The 20,125-nt window shown below is 66.7% G+C and carries 13 protein-coding genes and 1 pseudogene; 9 read left to right on the top strand and 5 right to left on the bottom strand.

Going from position 1 to position 20,125, the window contains the following annotated elements:
- Positions 1-327: 327 nt before the first annotated feature.
- Together JT362_RS01185 and JT362_RS01190 are read right to left on the bottom strand one after the other, a co-directional pair.
- Positions 328-1,407 carry a UvrD-helicase domain-containing protein gene (locus JT362_RS01185; protein ID WP_260189086.1) on the bottom strand — a complete coding sequence of 360 codons (1,080 nt, stop codon included), beginning with the start codon at positions 1,405-1,407 and terminating at the stop codon, positions 328-330.
- On the bottom strand, positions 1,400-3,088 hold the full coding sequence (locus JT362_RS01190) for an ATP-dependent nuclease (protein WP_260189087.1): 1,689 nt from the start codon (positions 3,086-3,088) through the stop codon (positions 1,400-1,402). The genes JT362_RS01185 and JT362_RS01190 overlap by 8 nt, the downstream gene beginning before the upstream one ends.
- Positions 3,089-3,918: 830 nt before the next feature.
- On the opposite strand from JT362_RS01190, the gene JT362_RS01195 reads away from it, so the two are divergent.
- Positions 3,919-4,929 (top strand): hypothetical protein, encoded by a 1,011-nt coding sequence (locus JT362_RS01195; protein ID WP_260189088.1) that lies wholly within the window; start codon positions 3,919-3,921, stop codon positions 4,927-4,929.
- A 58-nt stretch (positions 4,930-4,987) separates the two neighbouring features.
- Here JT362_RS01195 and JT362_RS01200 read toward each other — a convergent pair whose 3' ends face one another.
- Together JT362_RS01200 and JT362_RS01205 are read right to left on the bottom strand one after the other, a co-directional pair.
- Positions 4,988-8,161: an AAA family ATPase gene (locus tag JT362_RS01200; protein WP_260189089.1), complete on the bottom strand. Its 3,174-nt coding sequence runs from the start codon at positions 8,159-8,161 to the stop codon at positions 4,988-4,990.
- A gap of 5 nt (positions 8,162-8,166) precedes the next feature.
- The gene (locus JT362_RS01205) at positions 8,167-8,559 is read right to left on the bottom strand and encodes a hypothetical protein (protein WP_260189090.1); all 393 of its coding nucleotides are present in this window, start codon (positions 8,557-8,559) and stop codon (positions 8,167-8,169) included.
- A gap of 57 nt (positions 8,560-8,616) precedes the next feature.
- On the opposite strand from JT362_RS01205, the gene JT362_RS01210 reads away from it, so the two are divergent.
- Entirely contained in the window at positions 8,617-9,084 is a 468-nt protein-coding gene (locus JT362_RS01210) for a hypothetical protein (protein WP_260189091.1), read from the top strand.
- Positions 9,085-9,259: 175 nt separating this feature from the next.
- On the opposite strand, the pseudogene JT362_RS35530 reads toward JT362_RS01210, so the two are convergent.
- Positions 9,260-9,484 (bottom strand): annotated as a pseudogene (locus JT362_RS35530) (metallophosphoesterase family protein); the annotation flags it as partial.
- A 125-nt stretch (positions 9,485-9,609) separates the two neighbouring features.
- Here JT362_RS35530 and JT362_RS01220 point away from each other — a divergent pair.
- The 7 genes from JT362_RS01220 to JT362_RS01250 all read left to right on the top strand — a co-directional run bounded on the left by JT362_RS01220 (position 9,610) and on the right by JT362_RS01250 (position 20,122).
- Entirely contained in the window at positions 9,610-10,464 is an 855-nt protein-coding gene (locus tag JT362_RS01220; RefSeq protein ID WP_260189093.1) for a hypothetical protein, read from the top strand.
- A 37-nt stretch (positions 10,465-10,501) separates the two neighbouring features.
- Positions 10,502-11,653, top strand: a complete 1,152-nt coding sequence (locus JT362_RS01225; protein WP_260189094.1) for a hypothetical protein — start codon at positions 10,502-10,504, stop codon at positions 11,651-11,653.
- 251 nt (positions 11,654-11,904) lie between these two features.
- On the top strand, positions 11,905-13,182 hold the full coding sequence (locus JT362_RS01230; protein ID WP_260189095.1) for a hypothetical protein: 1,278 nt from the start codon (positions 11,905-11,907) through the stop codon (positions 13,180-13,182).
- A complete protein-coding gene (locus JT362_RS01235) occupies positions 13,136-14,518 on the top strand; it encodes an AAA domain-containing protein (RefSeq protein ID WP_260189096.1) in 1,383 nt (460 codons plus the stop codon). The genes JT362_RS01230 and JT362_RS01235 overlap by 47 nt, the downstream gene beginning before the upstream one ends.
- Positions 14,519-14,590: 72 nt before the next feature.
- A complete protein-coding gene (locus tag JT362_RS01240; protein ID WP_260189097.1) occupies positions 14,591-16,111 on the top strand; it encodes a DUF3375 domain-containing protein in 1,521 nt (506 codons plus the stop codon).
- Positions 16,104-16,775 carry a DUF4194 domain-containing protein gene (locus JT362_RS01245; protein ID WP_260189098.1) on the top strand — a complete coding sequence of 224 codons (672 nt, stop codon included), beginning with the start codon at positions 16,104-16,106 and terminating at the stop codon, positions 16,773-16,775. Before JT362_RS01240 ends, JT362_RS01245 begins: the two co-directional genes overlap by 8 nt.
- Positions 16,772-20,122, top strand: a complete 3,351-nt coding sequence (locus tag JT362_RS01250) for an ATP-binding protein (RefSeq protein ID WP_260189099.1) — start codon at positions 16,772-16,774, stop codon at positions 20,120-20,122. Before JT362_RS01245 ends, JT362_RS01250 begins: the two co-directional genes overlap by 4 nt.
- Positions 20,123-20,125: the final 3 nt, after the last annotated feature.

A 20,125-nucleotide genomic window follows, 5' to 3' on the forward strand; every position in this document is an offset into this window, starting at 1 on the left:
GGTCATCGCCGACGGCGGGCTGAGCCCGCAGCAGGCACGCCCCCTGGAAGATAACGGCGAGGGCCGGCTGCAGGTCGAGTTCGCCCAGATCGCCCACTGGCTACCCGCCTACGCGGCCAGGACACCGGGGCCGGCACTGGAACTCGACCGCGTGTGTTCGGCTGATCCACGCCGACCGCATCAACATCCGAACGAGCGAGTCGCGCTGGTAGGCGGTCCACAGAACGCGCTGCTGATCGTGCATCCTGCCCACGTCGTAACCGCTCTACTGGCCGAGTTCCACGCTGGTTATGTGAAGGCCCGGGGGCTTACGCAGTCGGCGATCGCTCACGGACGCCAGTAAGGAATCGGCGATTCACCTGGAGTGTTTAGGACGATCGCCACGCTCTGCTCGGCCCTGGTGACGGCCACATAGAACTCTGCCGCTGCGCGGTCCTCGAGTCGCGTGCTGCTTTGGAGGAACTTGCATATATTACTTGTGGGCCAGATCATGACCCGCAGCCGGGACAAGCCTTTTGAGACGCGGAAATTCATGAAGTCGTATGGCTTGTTCTTCGCCGAGTTCGCGCTCTGGCGCAGCAGCAAGGGGTCGAACTGTTCGAGGTAGGCCGGTACGTCCGTTTCGTGGACAAGGAACAGGCCGTCGTGGTCGGTACATGCAGTGTTTATCGAAGTGGTAGGCGTGAATGCCCATGATGCGTCGAAAAGACTATCCGCGAACGACGCAATCTCTTGACGACACCGCCAGGTTTCGGCGCGCTGTTCGATGTGCAGCTGCCCTTTCTTCTGCTGCTCGCGGAACCAGTCCCAGATTTTCATGTACTGGTAGCGTTTGTGCTTCTTTTCGCGTTCGTTGGTCAACAGGACTGCTTGGCGAACGTCGCCAACCATGTGGAGTGCGATGGGTGCCTTCATGAGCCGGAGGAGGATCTCCAGGTCGTATCCACATAGGTCCTGCGCTTCGTCGATGTAGATCGTGTCGTAGATCCGGCTGAGGCATGCCACTGCCGCATTCTGACTCGCGTCCGAGATGCGCGTCGCAAGTTGCGCGAGGTGAACCCGCCGGACCTGTGCCTCCGAGTTGAAGTACCTTTCATATGCGTCATTGCTGGCGTATTGCTGGGGCATGCTGTCGAAGTCGAACCCTGTAACACGTACGCCTGAGTAGACGAACGGCAACGCTGGCTTGACGAAGTGCCGGATCAGGAACGTGAACCAGCCCATGACCTCGATGGCCGGACGAAGCCCGACTTGGCTCGCGATGCGGCGACGCAGTTCGTCCTGGTTAGCCGTGGTGTATGTCAGGACCAGGATTCGCTCCTGCGGCGGAGCAGCGACGCAGGCTTCCACGATGCCCTGTGTCTTCCGCGCACCCGCAACGGCCAAGGTGAGCTGGTTGTCAGGCATCGTGAATGAACTTCACAGCGTCGGCGATGTACTCCGGAGGTGTCAGATTGTGCGGTGAGTCGGCTATGCGGATCGCGGCATCCGTCTTGTTGTTCGTCATCCAGGTCACTGTGTCGGCCTGGGGTGTGATGCCCAATACCGTTCGCATGGTCGCATCGGAGTTCTTGGCCAGTAGTTGCGGCTCGAGGGTGCGCCCGTGGACAGGCGCGCTGATGAACACCTCGCGACAGGTCCTGTCCAGGTACTGCACGAGGTCTGCACGAAGTACCTCCGCCGACTTGCCGTCGTTGTCGCGCAGTGCCACGCAGCGCTTGTCGAGTGCGGCAGCTAGTTCCAAACAACGTTTGAAGGACAGCCCGCGCATGCTGAGCACGTCGACGCCGTCCTCGATAGGACGCCGCTGATATTGGTCGCAATAGAAGCGCTCGAACACGATCTCGTCGGACGGCCCCTCGACAAAGACTACGCGATCCGCGAGAACGAGCCGCAGCGTGTCGTAGCCCGGCAGCTTGCGGAAGTAGGCCACCGTGTCATCGCTGATATCACCGAATGTGCATGTGTTGCCATCGTTCACCAAGCGCAGTGCATCAAGCCCCAGCCTGTTCAGTACGTATGAGCTGTGCGTCGACATGAAGATCTGCTGGCTTTCACCGCGGAGATCACGAATCCTTGATACGAGCCTGTTCAGGCTCGTATGCGACAGGTGGTTCTCCGGTTCCTCGATAGTGACCACCCGCGCCGTGCTGTTGTTCCTGTCCATCGCGAGCGCAAGCTTGATCGATACCTGCTGTCCGAGCCCTGCCATGCCGAAGGGCAGGTCAGACACGTGAGGTACGACACTCAGGTCCCACGCGGACCGCGACGATTGGTCCATCGCCAGGCTGAGCTGGTGGCCGTCGAGTGGGCCGTCCAGGTCCCGCAGCACCTTGTTCACACCTGCCAGGTGCTGCTGGGTCATCTCCTCTTTGACCGACCTGTAGGCCACAGACACGGCGGCGTGCTCCGCTGGCGCGAGCCGCTCCTGGAGCAGCTGCCGGACGTGGTAGTCGACGGCGTTAGAGGATCGAACCGTGCGTGAGTCGATGACCGCTACCGTCAACTCCCGAGGTTTAGCGCTGAGCACCTCGCCTCTGAAGGTTCGCCAATTGACCTTGAAGTACTCGACGGGCAGGATCCCCGTCCCGGAGTTCAGGTGCTGCTCGATCTCCTCTGCGTATGCCTGATCGGGCTCGATGGCGAGTTCGACACCGGGACACATCCTAACGGGACGTTCCGAGTGGTTGGCACCTGCGAGCGTCTGCAGACCGTCCTCATCGTTCAAAAAGATCTCGATAGAGATCGTCGGAGGTGTTCGTTGCCCGCCAGCACACCGGTCGGCGAAGAAGTCCTGGACCAAACCGTGGTTGAACCAGTACGGGTTCAGTTCTTCGGCAGCCGAGCGACCGTTGATCCTGCCAGTCAAGGCCATGTTGATGGCTTCAAGGATCGTCGATTTCCCGCTCTGATTGTCACCAACAAAAATATTCAGGTCATTGGAAGCCGTGACCGTCGTGTCTTTGAATTTCCGATAACCACGAATCCGAACCTTTTCAATCACGACAAACCCCTTACCGCCTGCTTGTAGTCGTTTACGGACCGCAGGGTCTTCCGACTCTGAAGCAACACCGTTGCTGACGTCCACTTGATCTCCGTTATGGACAAACATCGCCACAAGACGGCAGTCTGTTACCACCTGTTACCGCCCAACCGGGCCAAGTTCGGCGAGTCCGAACCGGTCATGTGCAACGCGGAGTGCACGCGTGGGTCGGTTGACCTACTGGCCCGGTCCAACTCGGCCCGCTCCACCGCCTCGGCAGCGGGATCTCAACGGTCCGCCGCAACACCTCGCGGCCGCCGGTACCACACCATCTGCAGCGATACGTCCGGTCCAGCCGTCCACATCGCGAGGCACATACGCCGGCACCTGGCCACTCTCGTCCCACGCGGCGGGAGGCGCGCCCAGCAGCACAGGGTCCGTCGGCTCACGGACCGGCTGTAGCCGACCGCCGAGAACCTGGTCCTGCAACGCGGTCCGGACCTCTGCGTCATGGTCGACCAACGCCCGCCCGCGTGTACCGAACACCCCGAGCATCGCGAGCACCACGCCCCGTGACCGCGCCGACTATCCGGTCGCTGAGGAGGAAGCCGGCCAGCACTCCGAATCACCGCGCCCACGACAGCGACAGCGGCGAGTAGCAGCCGCCCCTTCGCCCGACGAGACACCACGCCCTCGACGGTATCGGGTCAGGCCTTGACAGCGGCGTAATGTGTGTGCGGACCCGTGCAGGCCACGCGCTTGAACCGCTCATCAAGGTTCGCCAACGAACCGAACCACCACCCCAGAAACTCAGAGGAACTGAGCCAACTGCTGGCCTCGGTCCTGCTCAGCAACGACGAGAAAGCGGGGTGTCATATCGTTCGCGACGTTACAGGACGAGCTGCTTGCCAGTTGACGGAAGGGACGCGTGGACCATGAGCGGCGCGCACGGCTCTGAAAGTAGCGACGCTTCAAGAGGAAGCCTGGAGTTCGACCCTATTGTTAACGGGGTCGACTTCCTCGACAGCGCGATCTCCCATCTGGCCGAAGCCGACGATCCCCGCAGCTTGAAGTACGCCGTCCTGCATCTGCAGGCCGCTATCGAGATCCTGGTCAAGGTACGGCTGCAGCGCGAAGGCATCCAGCACATCTTCGAGGATCCATATAGCGCCGATCAGAACAAGCTCAGGCAAGGCGACTTCCGCAGCGTCACGCTCACCACGGCGATCAAACGGCTGGCCAAGGTCGCCGACGTCCAGCTGTCAAACACTCAGCGCAACGCACTCAACTCCCTCAACAAGGAACGCAACAAACTCCAACACTTCGGCTCCACCAGCAACCACGAGGTCGTGACCATCAGGGCCGCGGCAGCCCTTGACGTGCTGTCCGAGTTCATCCAGCAACACCTCGTGCCGGACGCACCCGACGAAGAGACCGAACACCTCGAGCGGGCCGAAGAACTCATCGCTGCCACGCTGACAACCATCAGCGCGGTCCATCGGGCCAGGTCGACCCGCATCGCGCCCGAACTGGACGCCTGGCAGGGAATCATCATTCACTGCCCGGAATGTATGGAGGTGACGTGGACCTTCCAGCCCCACGACGAAGCGTCACGCTGCCGGTTCTGCGGTCATGACTGGAACCAGGTGGAGGGCACCGACGCGGCCGAAGAGTACGTCTCGGCAGTCCTCGGTGAGTCACGCTACGAGGCAGCGAAGGGAAGGACCGGCTGGTCGATCACTGACTGCCCGGAATGCGAGTTAGAAGCGCTCGTCGCAGTCGCCACCCGTGACGATCCCAACAGCTTCCTCGTCAACGCATGCTTCGCCTGCGGCTTCGTCACCGACGGACGTCTCGGCTCCTGCGGGCGGTGCGGTCGCACTACTTCGGATCCCCACGACGGCATCTGTTCCTACTGCTTGGACGACTTGGTAGCAAGGGACTGAAACGATCCGGTGCGCGATCCCTGAACCGGCACCATCTCCGACTGGAAAGGTCCTGCCGTCAGGCCAGCGTCTGCAACCCGCTTACCAGATCCGCCTGCACGAGTTCGTCGCGTTCGGCCGGCGTCAGCCAGCGTGCTCTCGACCCGGTCGCACCGCGCTCGACCCACAGGACGTCGTCCACAGCTTCGGCGACGGCGTGCAAGTGGCTGATCACCATGACGAGGCGGTCGCCGCCGGCCTGGGTGCGCAGTACTTCCAGGGCGGCCTGCAGGGCCGTGGTGTCGAGCGCCGCGAACCCTTCGTCCAGGAACAGGGAGCCGAGTCGAGGGCCGGTCAGGGAGTGCAGCTCGGCCAGCGCCAGTGCCAGTGCGAGGGACGCCAAGAACTTCTCGCCGCCGGAGAGCCGACTCGGGGTGTGGACGACGCCGGAGTTGCGGCTGACGATCTCGAAGCTGCCGGCGAAGCCGAACCGCTGATCGGTCAGCTGCCTGAGGAGGTCGCTGGCGATGGCCAGCAGCGTTTGGGTGTTCAGTTCGGTCAGGTGACCGAGGAACTTGGCGTCGACCAGTTCGCCGCGCAGCACGTCCAGTGCCGCCAGTCGTGCACCGCCGGCTTCGATGGCGAAATCCAGATCGGCGGCCGGCCGGACCTGCTCCAGCGCCGCTTTCTGTGCCGTGCGCTGGACTTTCGCCTCCTTTTCGGCTGTTGCGCGGCTAGCGACGAGCGGGTGCAGCGAGATTGGATCCGTCAGGTCCGCGGCGGGGTCGAAACCCTCCACATCAGTCAGTGTCGCAGCCTGTTCACCGAGGTGGATGCGCGCTTCTTGTGCGAAAGACGCATGGGTGGCGCTGGTCTCGATCAGTTCGGCGTGCAGCTCGGCAGCAACTGTCGACAGAGTCGTCGAGAAGGTCCGGATTTCGGCGAGTCCCGATTCTGCGGCGGGCCCTGGTGCACGGCTCCGGCTGGTGTCGGGCAGCTGAGCCACCGCGTGTGCAGCCGCGTTCGCCCACCCGTCCAAGCGACTGCGAAGCCTGGCCAGCGGCTCGTCCACGGCGGTGTGATGTTCCAGGTCGAGGGCGCGCCGCAGGGTGAGAACTGTGTTCTTCTCGTGGCGACTCGTCTCAAGCGCGGTATGCAGCTCCCTGATCTCGGCCAGCCGGGCGGCTATCGCCTCGGCCGCGTCGGCGGCGTCGGCGGGACTGATGTCGATCGCGTCGTCCGGCAGGATTGCCTGGATTCGAGGGGGCAGACCGCCGATGTCCGCAGCGGCGCGGTCCACGGCGCGCGTGTGCCTGGCTGATGCCGCCTTGGCTTCCTTGACAGCCTTGTTGTGAGCGGTCTTGCTTAGGTCCAGTGCCGTGCGGTCCGCCTTGATCGCGGTGGTCTCCTTGGCGTCGTCGATGCGCAGTTGTTCCGCGCGGGTGGCGGCGGCGTGTTCGCTGGCGGTGAGGGCGGTGACGGCGGGCTCGGTGAGTTGCGTCGGGTCGGCAACGGCGCCCGGGTGGGTGGCGAGGACGGTGGTGGCCGCGGTCAGTGCGGCCGTCGCGGTTTCGGTGGCGAAGGCCACTTCTGTTTCCGTGGCGAGGGACGCGAAGTCTGTGAGGAGTTCCAGCGCCTTTTGGGTGGCTCGTTGCACTTTCTGCTCGGCAGCCCGGTGGTCTTGCGCGCTCCTGGCAGTGGTCGATTCGGCTGTCGTGACCGCGGCGCGGGCCTCGACGAGTTCACGGGCGGCCTCGTCCAGGTTGGTCTTTGCTGCGTTAACGAGGGTGTTCGCCGTCTTGAGTTCGGCCGCGGTTGCTCCGGCGTCCGCTTCGAAGTCATCGGGCAGTTCTCGTCGGCACACTGGGCAGTCGTCGCCTGGGTGGGCCTCAGCGGCGACTGCCGCCGCCTGGTTGCGCATCCGGAGGACCTCATGTTTGTCCTCGGCCTCCGTGAGGTCGGTCTTGGCGGCGGAGGCCTTTTCTTCGCGGGGCGCGATGGCCTGCTGGGCGGTTTCGAGAGCGGTGCGGGCCAGGCTGTGGGCCTGGGCGGCGGTGGCGACCTGCTGCGCCGCCGAAGTCGCTTCGGTGAGATGGGCGCGAACGGAGAAGCCGAGCGTGTGAAGCCGCGTGTTCACGTCGGCCGCGGCAGCGGCGAGCTCGGTGAGCGGCTTGGCTTGCGCGGCCCGCTGGGCCAGATCCGTGTCGGCTTTCGCGATGTTGTTGGCTTCGGCTGTGAGTTCGTTGTGCTGAGCGGCGAGCCGGTCACGCTCGCCCCGTTGGTCTTCGGCTTGCGCCGCGAGCTTTTCCACGACCGTGGCGGCTTTGGTGAGTTCGCCCAGGCCTTCACCTTGCGTCTCGATGGCTTCGATTTTCGTGGTCAGCTCGCCGTCGCGCTTGTCGGCCGCGGTGGCACGGGAGTCCAAGGATTTCTGCCTAGTGGAGAGGTCGGCGACGACAGGCTCGAGGGCGTCCAGGATGGACGCGGCGTCCGTCACGGCCTTCTCGGCCAGGGATTCGGCGGCGCGACTGGCCTCGCCCGCTGCCGTGGTGGCGTCAGCTGCCTGCTTCTGGAGCGACGACATGGTGTCGATGGCGGAGCCCAACCGCTTGGCGGCGGCCTCGGCGGCGCTGGCCGCCACACCGGCTACCTCGGCGGCCTGTGCCGGGTTGTCGGGCATGGCCTGTCGTTTGATCTTCGCGTCCGCGAGTAGATCCTTGAGGCTATCCCGGCGGCGGCTGGCGCCGGTGCGTACGGACTCGAGGGCGTCGGTTCCGAACAGCTCGCGGAGTCGTTCGGTCCGTTCCCGTGGCGCGGCGATGAGGAGCTGGTCGAACTTGCCCTGGGGCAGGAGCCCGACACGAAGGAAGGTTTCGTAGCCCATTCCCAGCACGGTTTCGATCCGCGTGTTGACGGCGCGCGCGCCGTCTTCTTCGTGGCCGGTGTCGAGGTTGGTGAGGTGGTGCCGCCCTGCGTTGGGGTTCTTGGCGTGCAGGGTTCGCTGCACCTTCCAGCGATGTCCGTCGTGCAGGAAGGTGAACTCGACGCTCATGGCCTCGGCGCCGTCGGCGATCAGGTGCCGGACTTGGTGTGCGTCCCAGGAGCTCTTGCGGAACAGGGCGTAGGTGATGGCGTCGAGCAAGCTGCTTTTGCCTGCGCCGGTGTCGCCGAGCGCGGCGGCCAGGCTCTTGCCGGTGAAGTCGACCGTGACCGGGCGCGGGTAGCTGCGGAAGCCGTTCAGAGACAAGGTCATGGGCCTCATCGCACGTCCTCCGTCCTGGTGGCCTCGGCGCCGATTAGCAGTCTGGAGCGGTCGACACCGTCAAGGCTCTCGCCGGCGATGACGGCGGTCAGCAGCGTCTCCTCGCAGCAGGGGGCCGGTTCGGCGGGATCCGGTTCGGCCTGCAGGTCGGAGAAGGTGGCCATGACGTGGTCCAAGGCGCGCCCGGTGGTGCCGCGGCCGGGCAGGTAGTCGCGCAGCAAGTCGTCGATGCTGGGCAGCTCCGCGGTGATGGCCGTGCGGTCCAGCACCTGCCCGGCGGCGCCGGGGAAGCGTTCCTCGATGCCGACGATCGTCGCCTGCGGCAGCAGCTTGGCGAGTGTCTCGGCGAGGAAGTGGTTGGGGGCGTCGACGTCCACCACCGCTTTCACCCAGGCGTCTCCGACGCGCTCGGCGCGCTGCGCGATCTCCTCCAGGGTCCCGATCAGGTGAACCAGGCGGCGGCCGGAGTTCAGGGCAACGAGGTCGATCAGGGGCACCCTGCCCGGGGCGATCTGAGCCAGGACGACGCTCTTGGTGTCGCTGGTCTCGCCGAAGTCCAACTGGAGCGGGCTGCCGGCGTAGCGCGCGGGAAAGCCGGCCCGGTCGACGCTCTGGGGTTTGTGGATGTGCCCAAGTGCGCCGTAGTCGACGCCCGGCAGGTCGTCGGCGGCGACGGCGTAGTCGGAGGTGATCGAGACCGGCCGCTCGGAGTGGGAGGGGGTGGCCCCCTCGACGAAGAGGTGTGCGGCGAAGATCAGGAGGTCGGCCGGACCACGGTCGGCAGCCAGGCGGCGGTAGACATCGGCTTGGACGGAGCGAATGCGCTCGGCGTAGGCGGCGGTCGCCGTAGCGGGGTCGGCGAAGTCGTAGGCGAACCGGTTGGGATGCAGGTAGGGCAGCGCGCCGACACGTAGCGTCAGGTCGCTGGCCCGGGTACTCGGCGATCAGGAGCCCGCCTGGGCGGGCGTCGGTGGCGAACCGCACCCGGACCAGGTCGTCGGCGCGGTTGCCCATGTCGGTGAGAACGTAGTCCAGGAATCGCAGGACATTGGGCGTGTCGTGGTTGCCCGCGACGACGACCACCGGAGCGATGTCCCCGAGCCGGCGCAGAGCCTGAGCGGCACGGTGGACGTCGTCGAGGGTCGGACGCCCGTCGAAGAGGTCACCGCTGTGCACGATCAGGTGGGGGGCGAAGTCCGCGGCGATCTCGACGATCTCGTCCAGGACGGCGTCGAACTCGGCGTCGCGCCGGTAGCGGCGGCCGATCTGCCGCCCGAGGTGCCAGTCGGAGGTGTGGAGCACGCGTCCCGTCACGGGATGCCTCCCTAGGGGGTAACGACGTCGAGCGAAGCCGCGACTTTGGATGTGACATCACGCACCGTACACGACAACTCGGGAGAACTCTGGAAGTCATCTGGAAGCCTGGTACGCTCTCGATCATGAGCGACCCTTTAGATGCGCTGGAGGAGAACATCGCCACGCTGCGCCGCGCGATCCGCGACGCCGCCACCGCAGGTGACTCCATTCGGCTCGACGAGCTACGTGCTCGACTCCGCCGCGCCGAACGGGCTTGGAGCGCACTCGTCGACACCGACGACCCGTCCACCGCTCCTGCGACCGCCGAGCGGATGGACCCGCCGTCGAGCGCGCCGGTCAGCCGGGGAGCGATGCTCCCGGCACGCGAGCACGCCCACCGGGCACTGATGCTGCTGCAGACCCCCGCAGCCCCCAAGCTCATTGTGAACGTCCACGAGGCGTTCTTCCCCGGCGAACTGTCCGCGTCGAAAATGTCGAGCCTGCGCCGGGACGAGGAACGCTCCTACCGAGCAGCGCCCGGCGCCCGGCCGTACTACCTGTGCCCCGCACTGACCTACGACCTACTGTCACCAGCACGGGCACTCGTCACGATCAGCACCTGGCGGCTGGAACAGCGGATCATCGGCCCGCTGTCGCCACGCGTGGACTTCCTCACCGGCGCGATCCGCATCGCCGAGGCGATCCGGGGGTCGATCGATTCGCCGGACACCGAAGCAAGCCCGACGGCGTGGCGCCTGCTCTGGCGCTTCGCCGTGAACATCCCCGGCGCCACGAGCACGAAGCCGGCCGCCGACGTCGGCACGACCGACCCGAACCAGGTGATCGACGCCGCCCGTGCCGAACTGGACGTGCACGCCGACACCGACCACGCCACCCGCGCCGAGTCCGCCCGGCGGGCACGTAAGCAACTCAGCGACGTTCAGCAACTGTTCGGCGCGTCGCTACGGGACGTCAGGCACCGGCAAGCCGAAGCTTGACCCCGACCCCATCGCACCATCGCAAGGAACGAACACCGTGATCGCAACCCCCGACCAGCGCCTGGACGCGCTACGCGGGCCCGCACCCCGCATGCACCACAACGCACGAACCCTGGCCGCGCTGGAAAACAACCCCCGCTGCATGCTGCGTGCCGTGCTGGACGCCTCCGGCTCCGACAAGGCCGCGATCGCCGCCCACACCGGCTACCAAGCTCCCTTCGGCCAATCCTCCTTCGCCCTCGCGCGCGGCAACGTCTTCGAGACGATGGTGAAGGCCAACGGCTGCGCGGAGTTGCTCCGGGTCCTGCGCGAGACCCTCCAGCTCACGCTGCCAGAGGTGGGCTACCAGGACCTCAACGACGTCGGCGGTGACGGCCGCGCCGAATCCCGCCACGCCCGCACCACGCACCTGCTGACGGCCGCGGCCCGCGGCCACGGCAGCGACACGCTCTACGACCACCCGATGCTGCGGCTCGTCGTCGGCGGGCACCCGGTGTTCCTCGAGCCGGATCTCGTCGCCTTCCGCGTCGACGACCGCTTCCACGTCGTGGAAATCAAGAGTTTTCCGATCGTCGACGACCAGGCTGCGCCCGCGCAGGTGCGGGCGGCGACGACCCACGCATGTGCCTACATCATCGCGTTGCGGGCCATGCTCGCCGCAAGCGGCATTGGCCCCGAATCCGTGTCCGACACGATCGTGCTGATCGCGCCGAAGGACTTCACCAACCGTCCGACCGGGGCGTTCGTCGACGCCCGCAAGCAGGTCGCCACCCTGACCCGGCAGCTGGAGCGGATCCAGCGCATCGGCGACCTGGTCGAGCTCCTGCCCGAAGGGTTGACGTTCGACCTCGCCGCCGACGACACCGGCCGCCCGCAGCGTCCGGCACAGGAGCTGGCCGAGGCGCTGGACCAGGTACCCGCCACCTACTATCCGGAATGTCTCAACCACTGCGAGATGGCGTTCTATTGTCGCTCCCGAGCCCGCGCTGACGGTTCGCTGGACGTGCTCGGATCCGCGGTCCGCGAGCAACTCGGTGGCGTCGACACCGTGACCATGGCCCTCGGCCTGGCTCGCGGGACGTTGACACCGAACGACGATCAGGTCGAGATGGCCGTCGCATTGCGGCACGCCGCCCGGTTGCGGGTCGAGCTGCACAACTCCCCCGGCGCGGCGGGAGCAGCCTCATGAGCCGGGTATCCGCACTGGCCCACCTAGAGGCGATGGAGGCGATGGAGGCGATGCCCCTGACCCGCTTCCGGCACCGACACCTGTCCGACCGGCCGCTGGTGGTGATTCCGCTGACCATGGCGGGAGAGGCGGGAACCCCTCTGGCGGTGCTGGTCGGAGAAAGCAGGAGGTCGTCGACCCTGCTGGTCGTCGGCCAGCCGCGCAACCGGGACCAGCGGTTCGCGTTCGCCGCCGAATTCGGCCGGATCGTGATGGGCTACATCGACTCCTGCCGCCAGGACCGCCTGGAAATCCCCTCCCGCGGAGAGGAGCGGCGTTCCCGCTACACCTCTGCTCCGCAGATCCTGGTTCCCAACAACGGCGGGATCAAGGCGCTGAGCGACCTGGGCCGCATGTGCCGGTTCCGCCGCACGGACGGCCCGTACCCGGTGCCCGCGGTCGTACCCGAACTCGGGAAGTGGCTGACGTTCCTGGTCGAAACGGCCGAGCAGGCGGGCACCTCGATGCTGCTGCCGATGACCGGCCTGCTCGGCGAGCACTGGGCCACCGGTCAGAGCGCACTCGAGGACCAGAACTTGGCCTCGCTCATGGCCTGGATCTCTCCCCCGGATGGGCTGACCGTCCAGGAGGCCATGGCCGACGCCGAGAACCCCGAATTGTGCCCGCCCGCGGGTCCCGCGACGTCCCCGCAGTTCGACAACACCTACCTCGCCCCCGCCATGCGGCGATTCGACACCGCGCGGGCGACCGGCAATGAGCAGGCGCTGGCCGAAGCCCAGGCCGACCTGCGGGGGTTGCTCAGCGAACAGCTCAATCCGACCTGGCGTCTGATGTGGACCGCCCTTGCGCTGCTGCGCGGCGTCGACGAGGCGCCGCGGGCGGCCGCACGCTTCGAGCGCGACTGCGACTCCTTCACCGACTACTCCGACTATCAGGACTCCGGCGACGCCCGGCCGCAGCCCAAACGAGACGGCGCGATCAGGGCTGCTCGGCGGCTGAGCAGGCTGGAGCGCGCGCTGGCCGACTTCGAAGCCGACATGGCCTTCGACGACCCATACGTCCGCGCCGACCAGCGCAGCCTCGGCGAGGCGTTCGCCGGAACGGTTGTGGCAGCCGAACCCGACCGGGTCGACATCACCGCGTCGAACCGGCGGGTGCCGAGGCCACGGGTCACCGTGCGCACCCTGGATCCCGTCCGACTGGTCGACGACACCAAGCTGATCAGCCCGACGATGCCACCCGGACACAAAGCCGAGATCGTCTCCATCGTGCGCGACGGCGACGCGAGCTTGATCATGGTGGAGGTCACCGGCGGTATGGGCCGCGCCCGGGTCCCGAGACCGGGAACCGTACCTGTTGTCGAGCAGCACATCGACTACCTGCCCGACCCCGGCTGGCGGCCGACCCCGGTGTTCCCGGAAGCAGACCAGATCCCGTGGACGCACGCCGGCGACCCGGAAGACTCCGAAACCATGGATCCCGTTGCAGCCGGCCAGGCCGCGACCGAGGAGTGGGGCGATGACAACTAACGACCACACCGGCTTCGACCCGGCTGCCGCCGCCGATGTGGCGACTACCGCGATCCTGGCCGACCTCGCAGATGCCGCCAACCGGGCGGTGGTCGTGGACTCGCCACCCGGCGCTGGCAAGAGCACGCTAGTGGTCCGAGCCGCGGGTGACCTCGTCGAAGGCGATGAGCGACCGATCATCGTCGCCCAGACCAACAACCAGGTCGACGACCTGGTTGTCCGCTTGGCCGAGGCGCACCCGGACATCACGATCGGCCGGCTCAGCGCGTCCAGCTACACCACGCCGCCGACCGTCGACGCCCTCGCGAACACCATCGTCGCCACCCGCGTGGCCGACCTGGCCGGCTGCAGGATCGTCGTCGGCACCTCCGCCAAATGGGCCACCGTCCGCGATGAGACCTTCGGCTGGGCGATCCTGGACGAGTCGTACCAGATGCGCTCGGACATGCTGCTCCAGATCGTCGAGAGGTTCGACCGCGGCCTGTTCGTCGGGGACCCCGGTCAGCTGGACCCCTTCACCGTCGTGGGCACCGAACGGTGGATCGGGCTGCCCCACGACCCGACTCAGAACGGCGTCACAGTGATGCTGGAGCACAACCCCGGCACCCCCGTGCACCGCCTGCCGGTGTCCTGGCGCCTTCCGACCACCGCCGCCCCGACCGTCGCCCGGGCCTTTTACCCGTTCGCTGGCTTCAACGCGGGAATCGGAGAAGGGGTTCGCGCGCTGGAGTTCCGCTCCGCGGGATTTGGCAGCAGCGTCTTGGACGAGACCCTGGCAATGGCGTTCGCCACCGGCTGGGCGCTGCACGAGCTGCCTCGCCGCCACGTCCCGCGCACCGACAGCGAGACCATCCAGGCGACCGCGGACCTCGCAGTCCGGCTGCTGGACCGCGGCGCGATCGCCACCTGCGAACGCCACCGCGACGGCCGGGTTCTGGACGCCGGGGACATCGCGATCGGCGTAGCCCACCGCGACCAGGCCGACCTGGTCCGAGCCGCGCTCGCCCGCACAGGCCGCCCGTACGCGGGGCAGGTCGCGGTCGACACGGCCAACCGCCTGCAGGGCCGCGAATTCGAGGTCGTGATCGTCGTGCACCCGCTGTCCGGTCGCCGGGACGCGACCGCGTTCCACCTGGAGGCCGGACGGTTGTGCGTACTCACCTCTCGGCACCGGCAGGCGTGCATCGTCGTCGCCCGCGAAGGGATCACCGACCTCCTGGACAGCCACCCGTCGACCGACGCCGTGCACCTGTCGGTGCCGGCGAAGTTCCCGGACGGCTGGGAGGCCAACCAGGTCGTGCTGGCCAAGCTCGCCCGACATCGCGTTGCCGCATGACTCCGTCACGGGGCGGGAGGTGAACCAGATGTATCTGCTGCGTCACACCGGCGCGCCGTACTCTGAGCGACGATGAGCACACGAGGTGTAGAGGGTGCATACCAGGGTGCGCTTCGCGCCTTCCAGAACCCAATGCTTGATCTGCTCCACCGGACGTATGCGCCGTTCGTGGTGACCGTGCTGGCGATGTTGTTCACCCCTGAGCGGCCAACCGTGGCGGTGGCGGATGCACATGCGGAGATCGACGACACCCTCGACCAGCTGCGGGCTGCGGGATACGGCGACGAGGACAACCAGCCGCTGCCTGCCGGGAACGCGCGCGACCTGTGCCGGCAGTGGGTCTACGCAGGCTGGCTGGTGCGACAGGTGTCCGACAACGACATCGAGGTGTACCGGTTGTCCGCACACGGAGTCGGCGCGCTTGAGGTCGCCGGCCGGGTCGGCGGAGCCCGGACCAGGGTGTCAGAGTCCCGGGTCAGGACGTTGTTGGACGCAATCGAGCGGCTCGCGCAGGACGCCGATCCGGATGTGATGGCCCGTATCGCGCGGCTCGAGGTGGAGATCCGGCAGCGTCAGCAGGAGCTCGCCCGTCTCGAACAGGGCGGCACCGTGGATGCCGTTGATGACGAGCAGTTGCTCGAGGCGGCCGAGAACGTGCTGCATCTGGCGCGGGAACTGCCCGCCGATTTTGCCCGCGTGGCTGAGTCGATCAAAGTGATGCAGCGGGATGTCGTCGCGGAGTTGCGGCAGGACGTGCGGCCGACCGGTGAGGTGCTGCGCGAGTACCTGGCCCGCGGCCAGCAGATCATGGACACGACACCGGAAGGCCGCGCGTTCGCCGGGGCGTTGCGCCTGATCGGTGATCCGGCGCAGATCGACGACCTGTGGAGCCAGCTGCACACGGTGTTGCGGCACCGATTCACCGACTTGCTGCCGGAGCTCCAGCGAAGGGAACTCACCGAGATCGCCCGCCGGATCGAGCAGGGCGTCAACGAGGTGCTGACGGCACAACGCCAGGCGTCCCATGTGATCACCACTCAGGTCCGCAACCATGACCCGTTGCGAGACCGCCAGGTGGACGAGCTGTTGCGGGACGTGATGTCCGGATTCCACAAGTGGGTACCCAACTCGCGGCGCAGCGCGACTGTGGACCCGCTGCGCCGCCTTCCGGTGGCCGATGTCGGGCACCTGCGGCAAACGATGAGCGATGTGCGGCCACCTCAACCACCCGCGCCTTTGCGGGAATGGGACGAAGCGGAGGACGTGCCAGACGCCGACACCCGCGCGTGGGGTGGTCCTCGGTACGCCGAACTGCGTGCGCACCTGGCGGCGTTCGCAGACGACGCGGAGCGTGTCGATGTCGCGGCCGCGTTCCGCGCAGCGCCTGAGGAGCTCCAACGACCAGTTGATCTGCTCGGCCTGCTGGAGATCGCGCATGACTCCGGAATGACCGATACGGCTGAGGTCACGGTGGTCGAAGCGGTCCGCCCCGACCAGACCCGCCGACGGTTCGCGTTCGGCGGCGTGTCGGTGACGAACCTTGCGACGAGCCCGGTGCCGGCCAGCGCTGACGGGAGTGACGACGATGAGTGAACCGGACAGCGACGAAGCCGACTGGTCGGATGACACGGCGGCGGGGTTCATCGCGCCGGTCTCGATGGAGGATGACCCGGCGGAACTGTTCGCCGGTGACGCGGGCACGCTCGACGCGGATGTGCGGCGGGTGCTGGTCCAACTGCTGCGGCGCAAGTTCTTGCTGGCCGAGAAGTACCCGGCACAGTGGCGCACGTTGCAGGAGAACCAGCAGATCATCGAGTCACGGTTGCATGACCTGTTCGTCCGGCTCGTGGTCGATCACGACCGCGGTATCGCCTACAAGCAGCAAGTGCGCTCCGCGGAGCTGGACGTGCCGATCCTGCTCAAGGACGACCCCTACAACCGTGCCGAGACCTTGGTGCTGGTGCACCTGCGAACCGTCTTCCAACGGGAAAGTGGTACGGGCGAGACATCCGCTCGGGTGGACATCGAAGAGCTGGAACAGACCGTGCTGACCTATTTCGATCCGGAGGACCACAACCTGGCCCGCGGCCAGCGCGACATCCGTAAGGCAATAGAGCGGCTGGCCACCGAAGGACTGATCACCGAGGAGTCCGCGGGGCGGTACCGGATCACACCGCTGGTCGAGGTTGTGCTGAGCACCGAGAAGCTCACCGAGCTGAACCAGTGGCTGCGCGAACGGAACGAGGTTACGTCGTGAGCATGATCGACACGCTGTTCGGGCTGATCCCAGTGGCCTCCCGTGGCCAGCAGTGGGTCGCGCGGAACCTGCAGTTGGTCAACTGGGGCGGCTACGATGGGTACCACCAGGTGAGGCTCGCTTCCGGCGCGACCCTGCTCAGCGGGGGTTCCGGGTCGGGCAAGTCGACACTGATGGACTCCTACATCGCGTTGCTCATGCCGCACACGACACCGTTCAACGGGGCGTCCAACGGCGGTGTCGTCGGCCGGCCCAGAGGCAAGGACCAGCGCAACATCCTCTCCTACGCGCGCGGGAAACTCGACGAGTCTCGGACCGATGGCGAGACGAGATCGCAGGTGCTGCGTGGGGACGGCCGCGACACCTGGTCGGCGATCGCGATGACCTGGGTCGACCACACCGGTGCCGAGTTCACCGCGCTCCGGGCCTGGTACGTGCCATCATCCGCCCGCACCCTCGACGACATCGGCCCGGTCCGCGCCACCTGTGACAGCTCGTACGACCTACGCACACTGGAAGCCGTGGCGAAACCGGACATCAAGCTCGCCCGTGCAGCGGTCACCGCAACCGGCCTCACCTGCTTCGAGACCGACAAGGAATTCATCGCGCGACTGCACACCACGCTTGGCATCGGGGCCGCAGGCGACGGGCACAAGGCGGTCGGGCTGCTCGGCCGAATCCAGGCCGGCCAGCAGATCACCACGGTTGACGCGCTGTACAAGACGATGGTCCTCGAAGAACCGTCCACATTGACCACGGCGGACGCGGTGGTGCAGCAGTTCGACGAATTGTCCGGCACGCGGAAGCGGATGATCACCGCCCGGCAGCAGGTGAAGGCGTTGACGCCAATCCGCGAACATCGGGACACCATCGACGACGCGAAGGCACAGCTGCGGGTCATCGACGACGTCGGGGCGTTCACCGACGCCTCGTCCCCCGCCGCGTTGTGGCGTCACGAACGCCGGCTTGACCTGTTACGCGCGGCCGAGGAAGACCTGGCACGGCGGCACCGCCAAGCCGAGCAGAACGTGCTGGAGACAGACGCGTTGATCAAGGCGGCGGAGTCCCAGCGCGACGGGGTGATCGACACCCTGCGCGCCTCCGGCGGCGACCGGTTGGACACCGCACTTCGAGAGATCCGCGGCGTGGAGCAGCAGCTGGCCAACGTCGAACGCTCGCGGGAGCGACTGGACCGGGCGCTGGACACCATCGGTGCCACCGTGTCGACCGAACCGGATTTCGCCGCGCTGGTCGAGACAGCACACCGAGTACTTGCCGACACCGACGCCAGGAAAACTGCGCAAACGCAGTTCGCTGAGGCAATGGCGGAACAACGGGACGCCGAACGAGTCCTGACGAGGTTGCGTGCCGAGCGCAAGGCCGCCAAGACACGCCGGAGCAACTTCCCGGACGACCTGCACAATGCACGCGCCGCGCTGGCCGAGGCCGCCAAGCTCACTCCGGACGACCTGCCGTTCGTCGGTGAGCTGATCGAAGTACGAACGGAGTTCGAGCCGTGGCGGGAAGCGTTCAACCTGGCGCTTGGCGGGTTCGCCTCCCGGATGCTGATCGACATCGGCCAGTTGAGCTCATTCCGCGAGGCGATCAACGCGGTGTCGCTCCCCTGGCGCGTCCAGTTTGAGGGGGTGCGCACTGGTCTGCGCGACGAGGTCGGACTGGAGGATAAGACGCTCCCCGGCCGGCTCGACTACCGGCCATCGCCGTTCACTGCCTGGCTCAAGAGCGAACTCGCCCGCCGGTTCGACTACGTCTGTGTCGAGACACCTAGGCTGCTTGGGCAATACCCCAAGGCACTCACGATCACCGGCCAGACGTCGGACCGCAGTCGGGGCGCGCACGGCGGTCACGGCCGGCGCAACCTGCTCGGCTTCACCAACAGCAGGCTGCTCGCCGACCTCGAAACCCGGATCGGCCATGCCCAACAACGCCTTGACATCGCCGAAGAGCGGGTGACGGAGGCGGAGACGACCCTCAACTCGTTCGAGGCCAGACGCGCTGCCTACCAGGCCCTGACCGAGCTGTCCTGGGGCCAGGTGGACGTCGCGTCGGTCAAGGCAGAACGGGACCGCTGGTCGCGCGTCATCGACGAGGTGCGGGCGGGCAACCCGGAGATCGATCGGCTTCAGCAGGATGTGGAGAAGCTCAAGAAGCGGGTCACCAAGCTGACCGAGCGCATCGGCCAGCAGAAGGGCGAGGCAAAGACGCTCGGCGAGTCTTGGGAATCGACGGTCGACGAGGTGGATCACGCCCAGCAGGCACTCGACATCGCCGTGGAGACCGGCATAGAGGTCAGCCGAGAACACCGGGCATACCTGGCGACGCTGTTCGACGGAGCCCCAGACGACACCGCCCCGACCGCAGCGCTCGCAGAGTTCGACGCCGCCATGAAACGTGCCACCGAGCGGCTCCGCGCCGACAAGCAGTCCGCTACGGAATCGATCAGCCGATCGGAGAAGGCACTACACGACACATTCTCGACGTTCGTCGAACGCTGGCCCAACCCGAACCTCGGCACCGACCCGCACGCCTCCTACCGCGACTTCGACCACCTGCTCACCGACCTGGAGACCAACGGCCTGCACGAGCTAGAGACCGAGTGGCGCGACAGCCTGCTCAAACTCTCCGGCAACGACCTCACCAGCCTCGACAGTGAACTCGCCGCCGCTGTCCGAGAGATCCGCGACCGGATCGACCCCGTCAACCGCATCCTCGCCGACCTGCCATTCGCCGACGACGACCACCGGCTGCGCATCGACCCGCAGGAAAGCCACTCCGCGGTGCGCGCCCGGTTCCGCAAGGAACTACGCGACGTACGTGCCTTCATCGACAAGGCGACGGCGGACGCCGACCGCGAACGCGCCTACCACCGGATGGCCAAGGTGATCGACCGCATCCGCCGCACCGCGCCCGACTTCGCCGACCTGATCGACGTGCGCAACCACGTCCGAATCAGCGCCGAGAAACGCAATCTCGACGGCGAGCACGTCGCCGTGTACGACCACATCGGCGAGAAGTCCGGCGGCGAGTCCCAAGAACTGGTCGCGTTCATCGTCGGTGCCGCGTTGCGCTACCAACTGGGCGACGCCGGCGCCGAACGCCCCCGCTACGCCCCCGTCTTCCTCGACGAGGCACTCATCAAGGCGGACGCGCACTTCACCGGCCGGGCCATCGGCGCCTGGCGCGGACTCGGCTTCCAACTCATCATCGGCGCACCCAACGACAAGCACAGCGCGATCGAGCCGCACGTGGACGCGGAGTACCTGATCCTCAAGACCACCCAGGGCCGGTCCTGGGCAAAACCCATCATCGGTGTATCCGACACATGACCG

Origin of the sequence: Actinophytocola gossypii, from assembly GCF_025165815.1 — a bacterium.
Taxonomy (GTDB): Bacteria; Actinomycetota; Actinomycetes; order Mycobacteriales; family Pseudonocardiaceae; genus Actinophytocola; species Actinophytocola gossypii.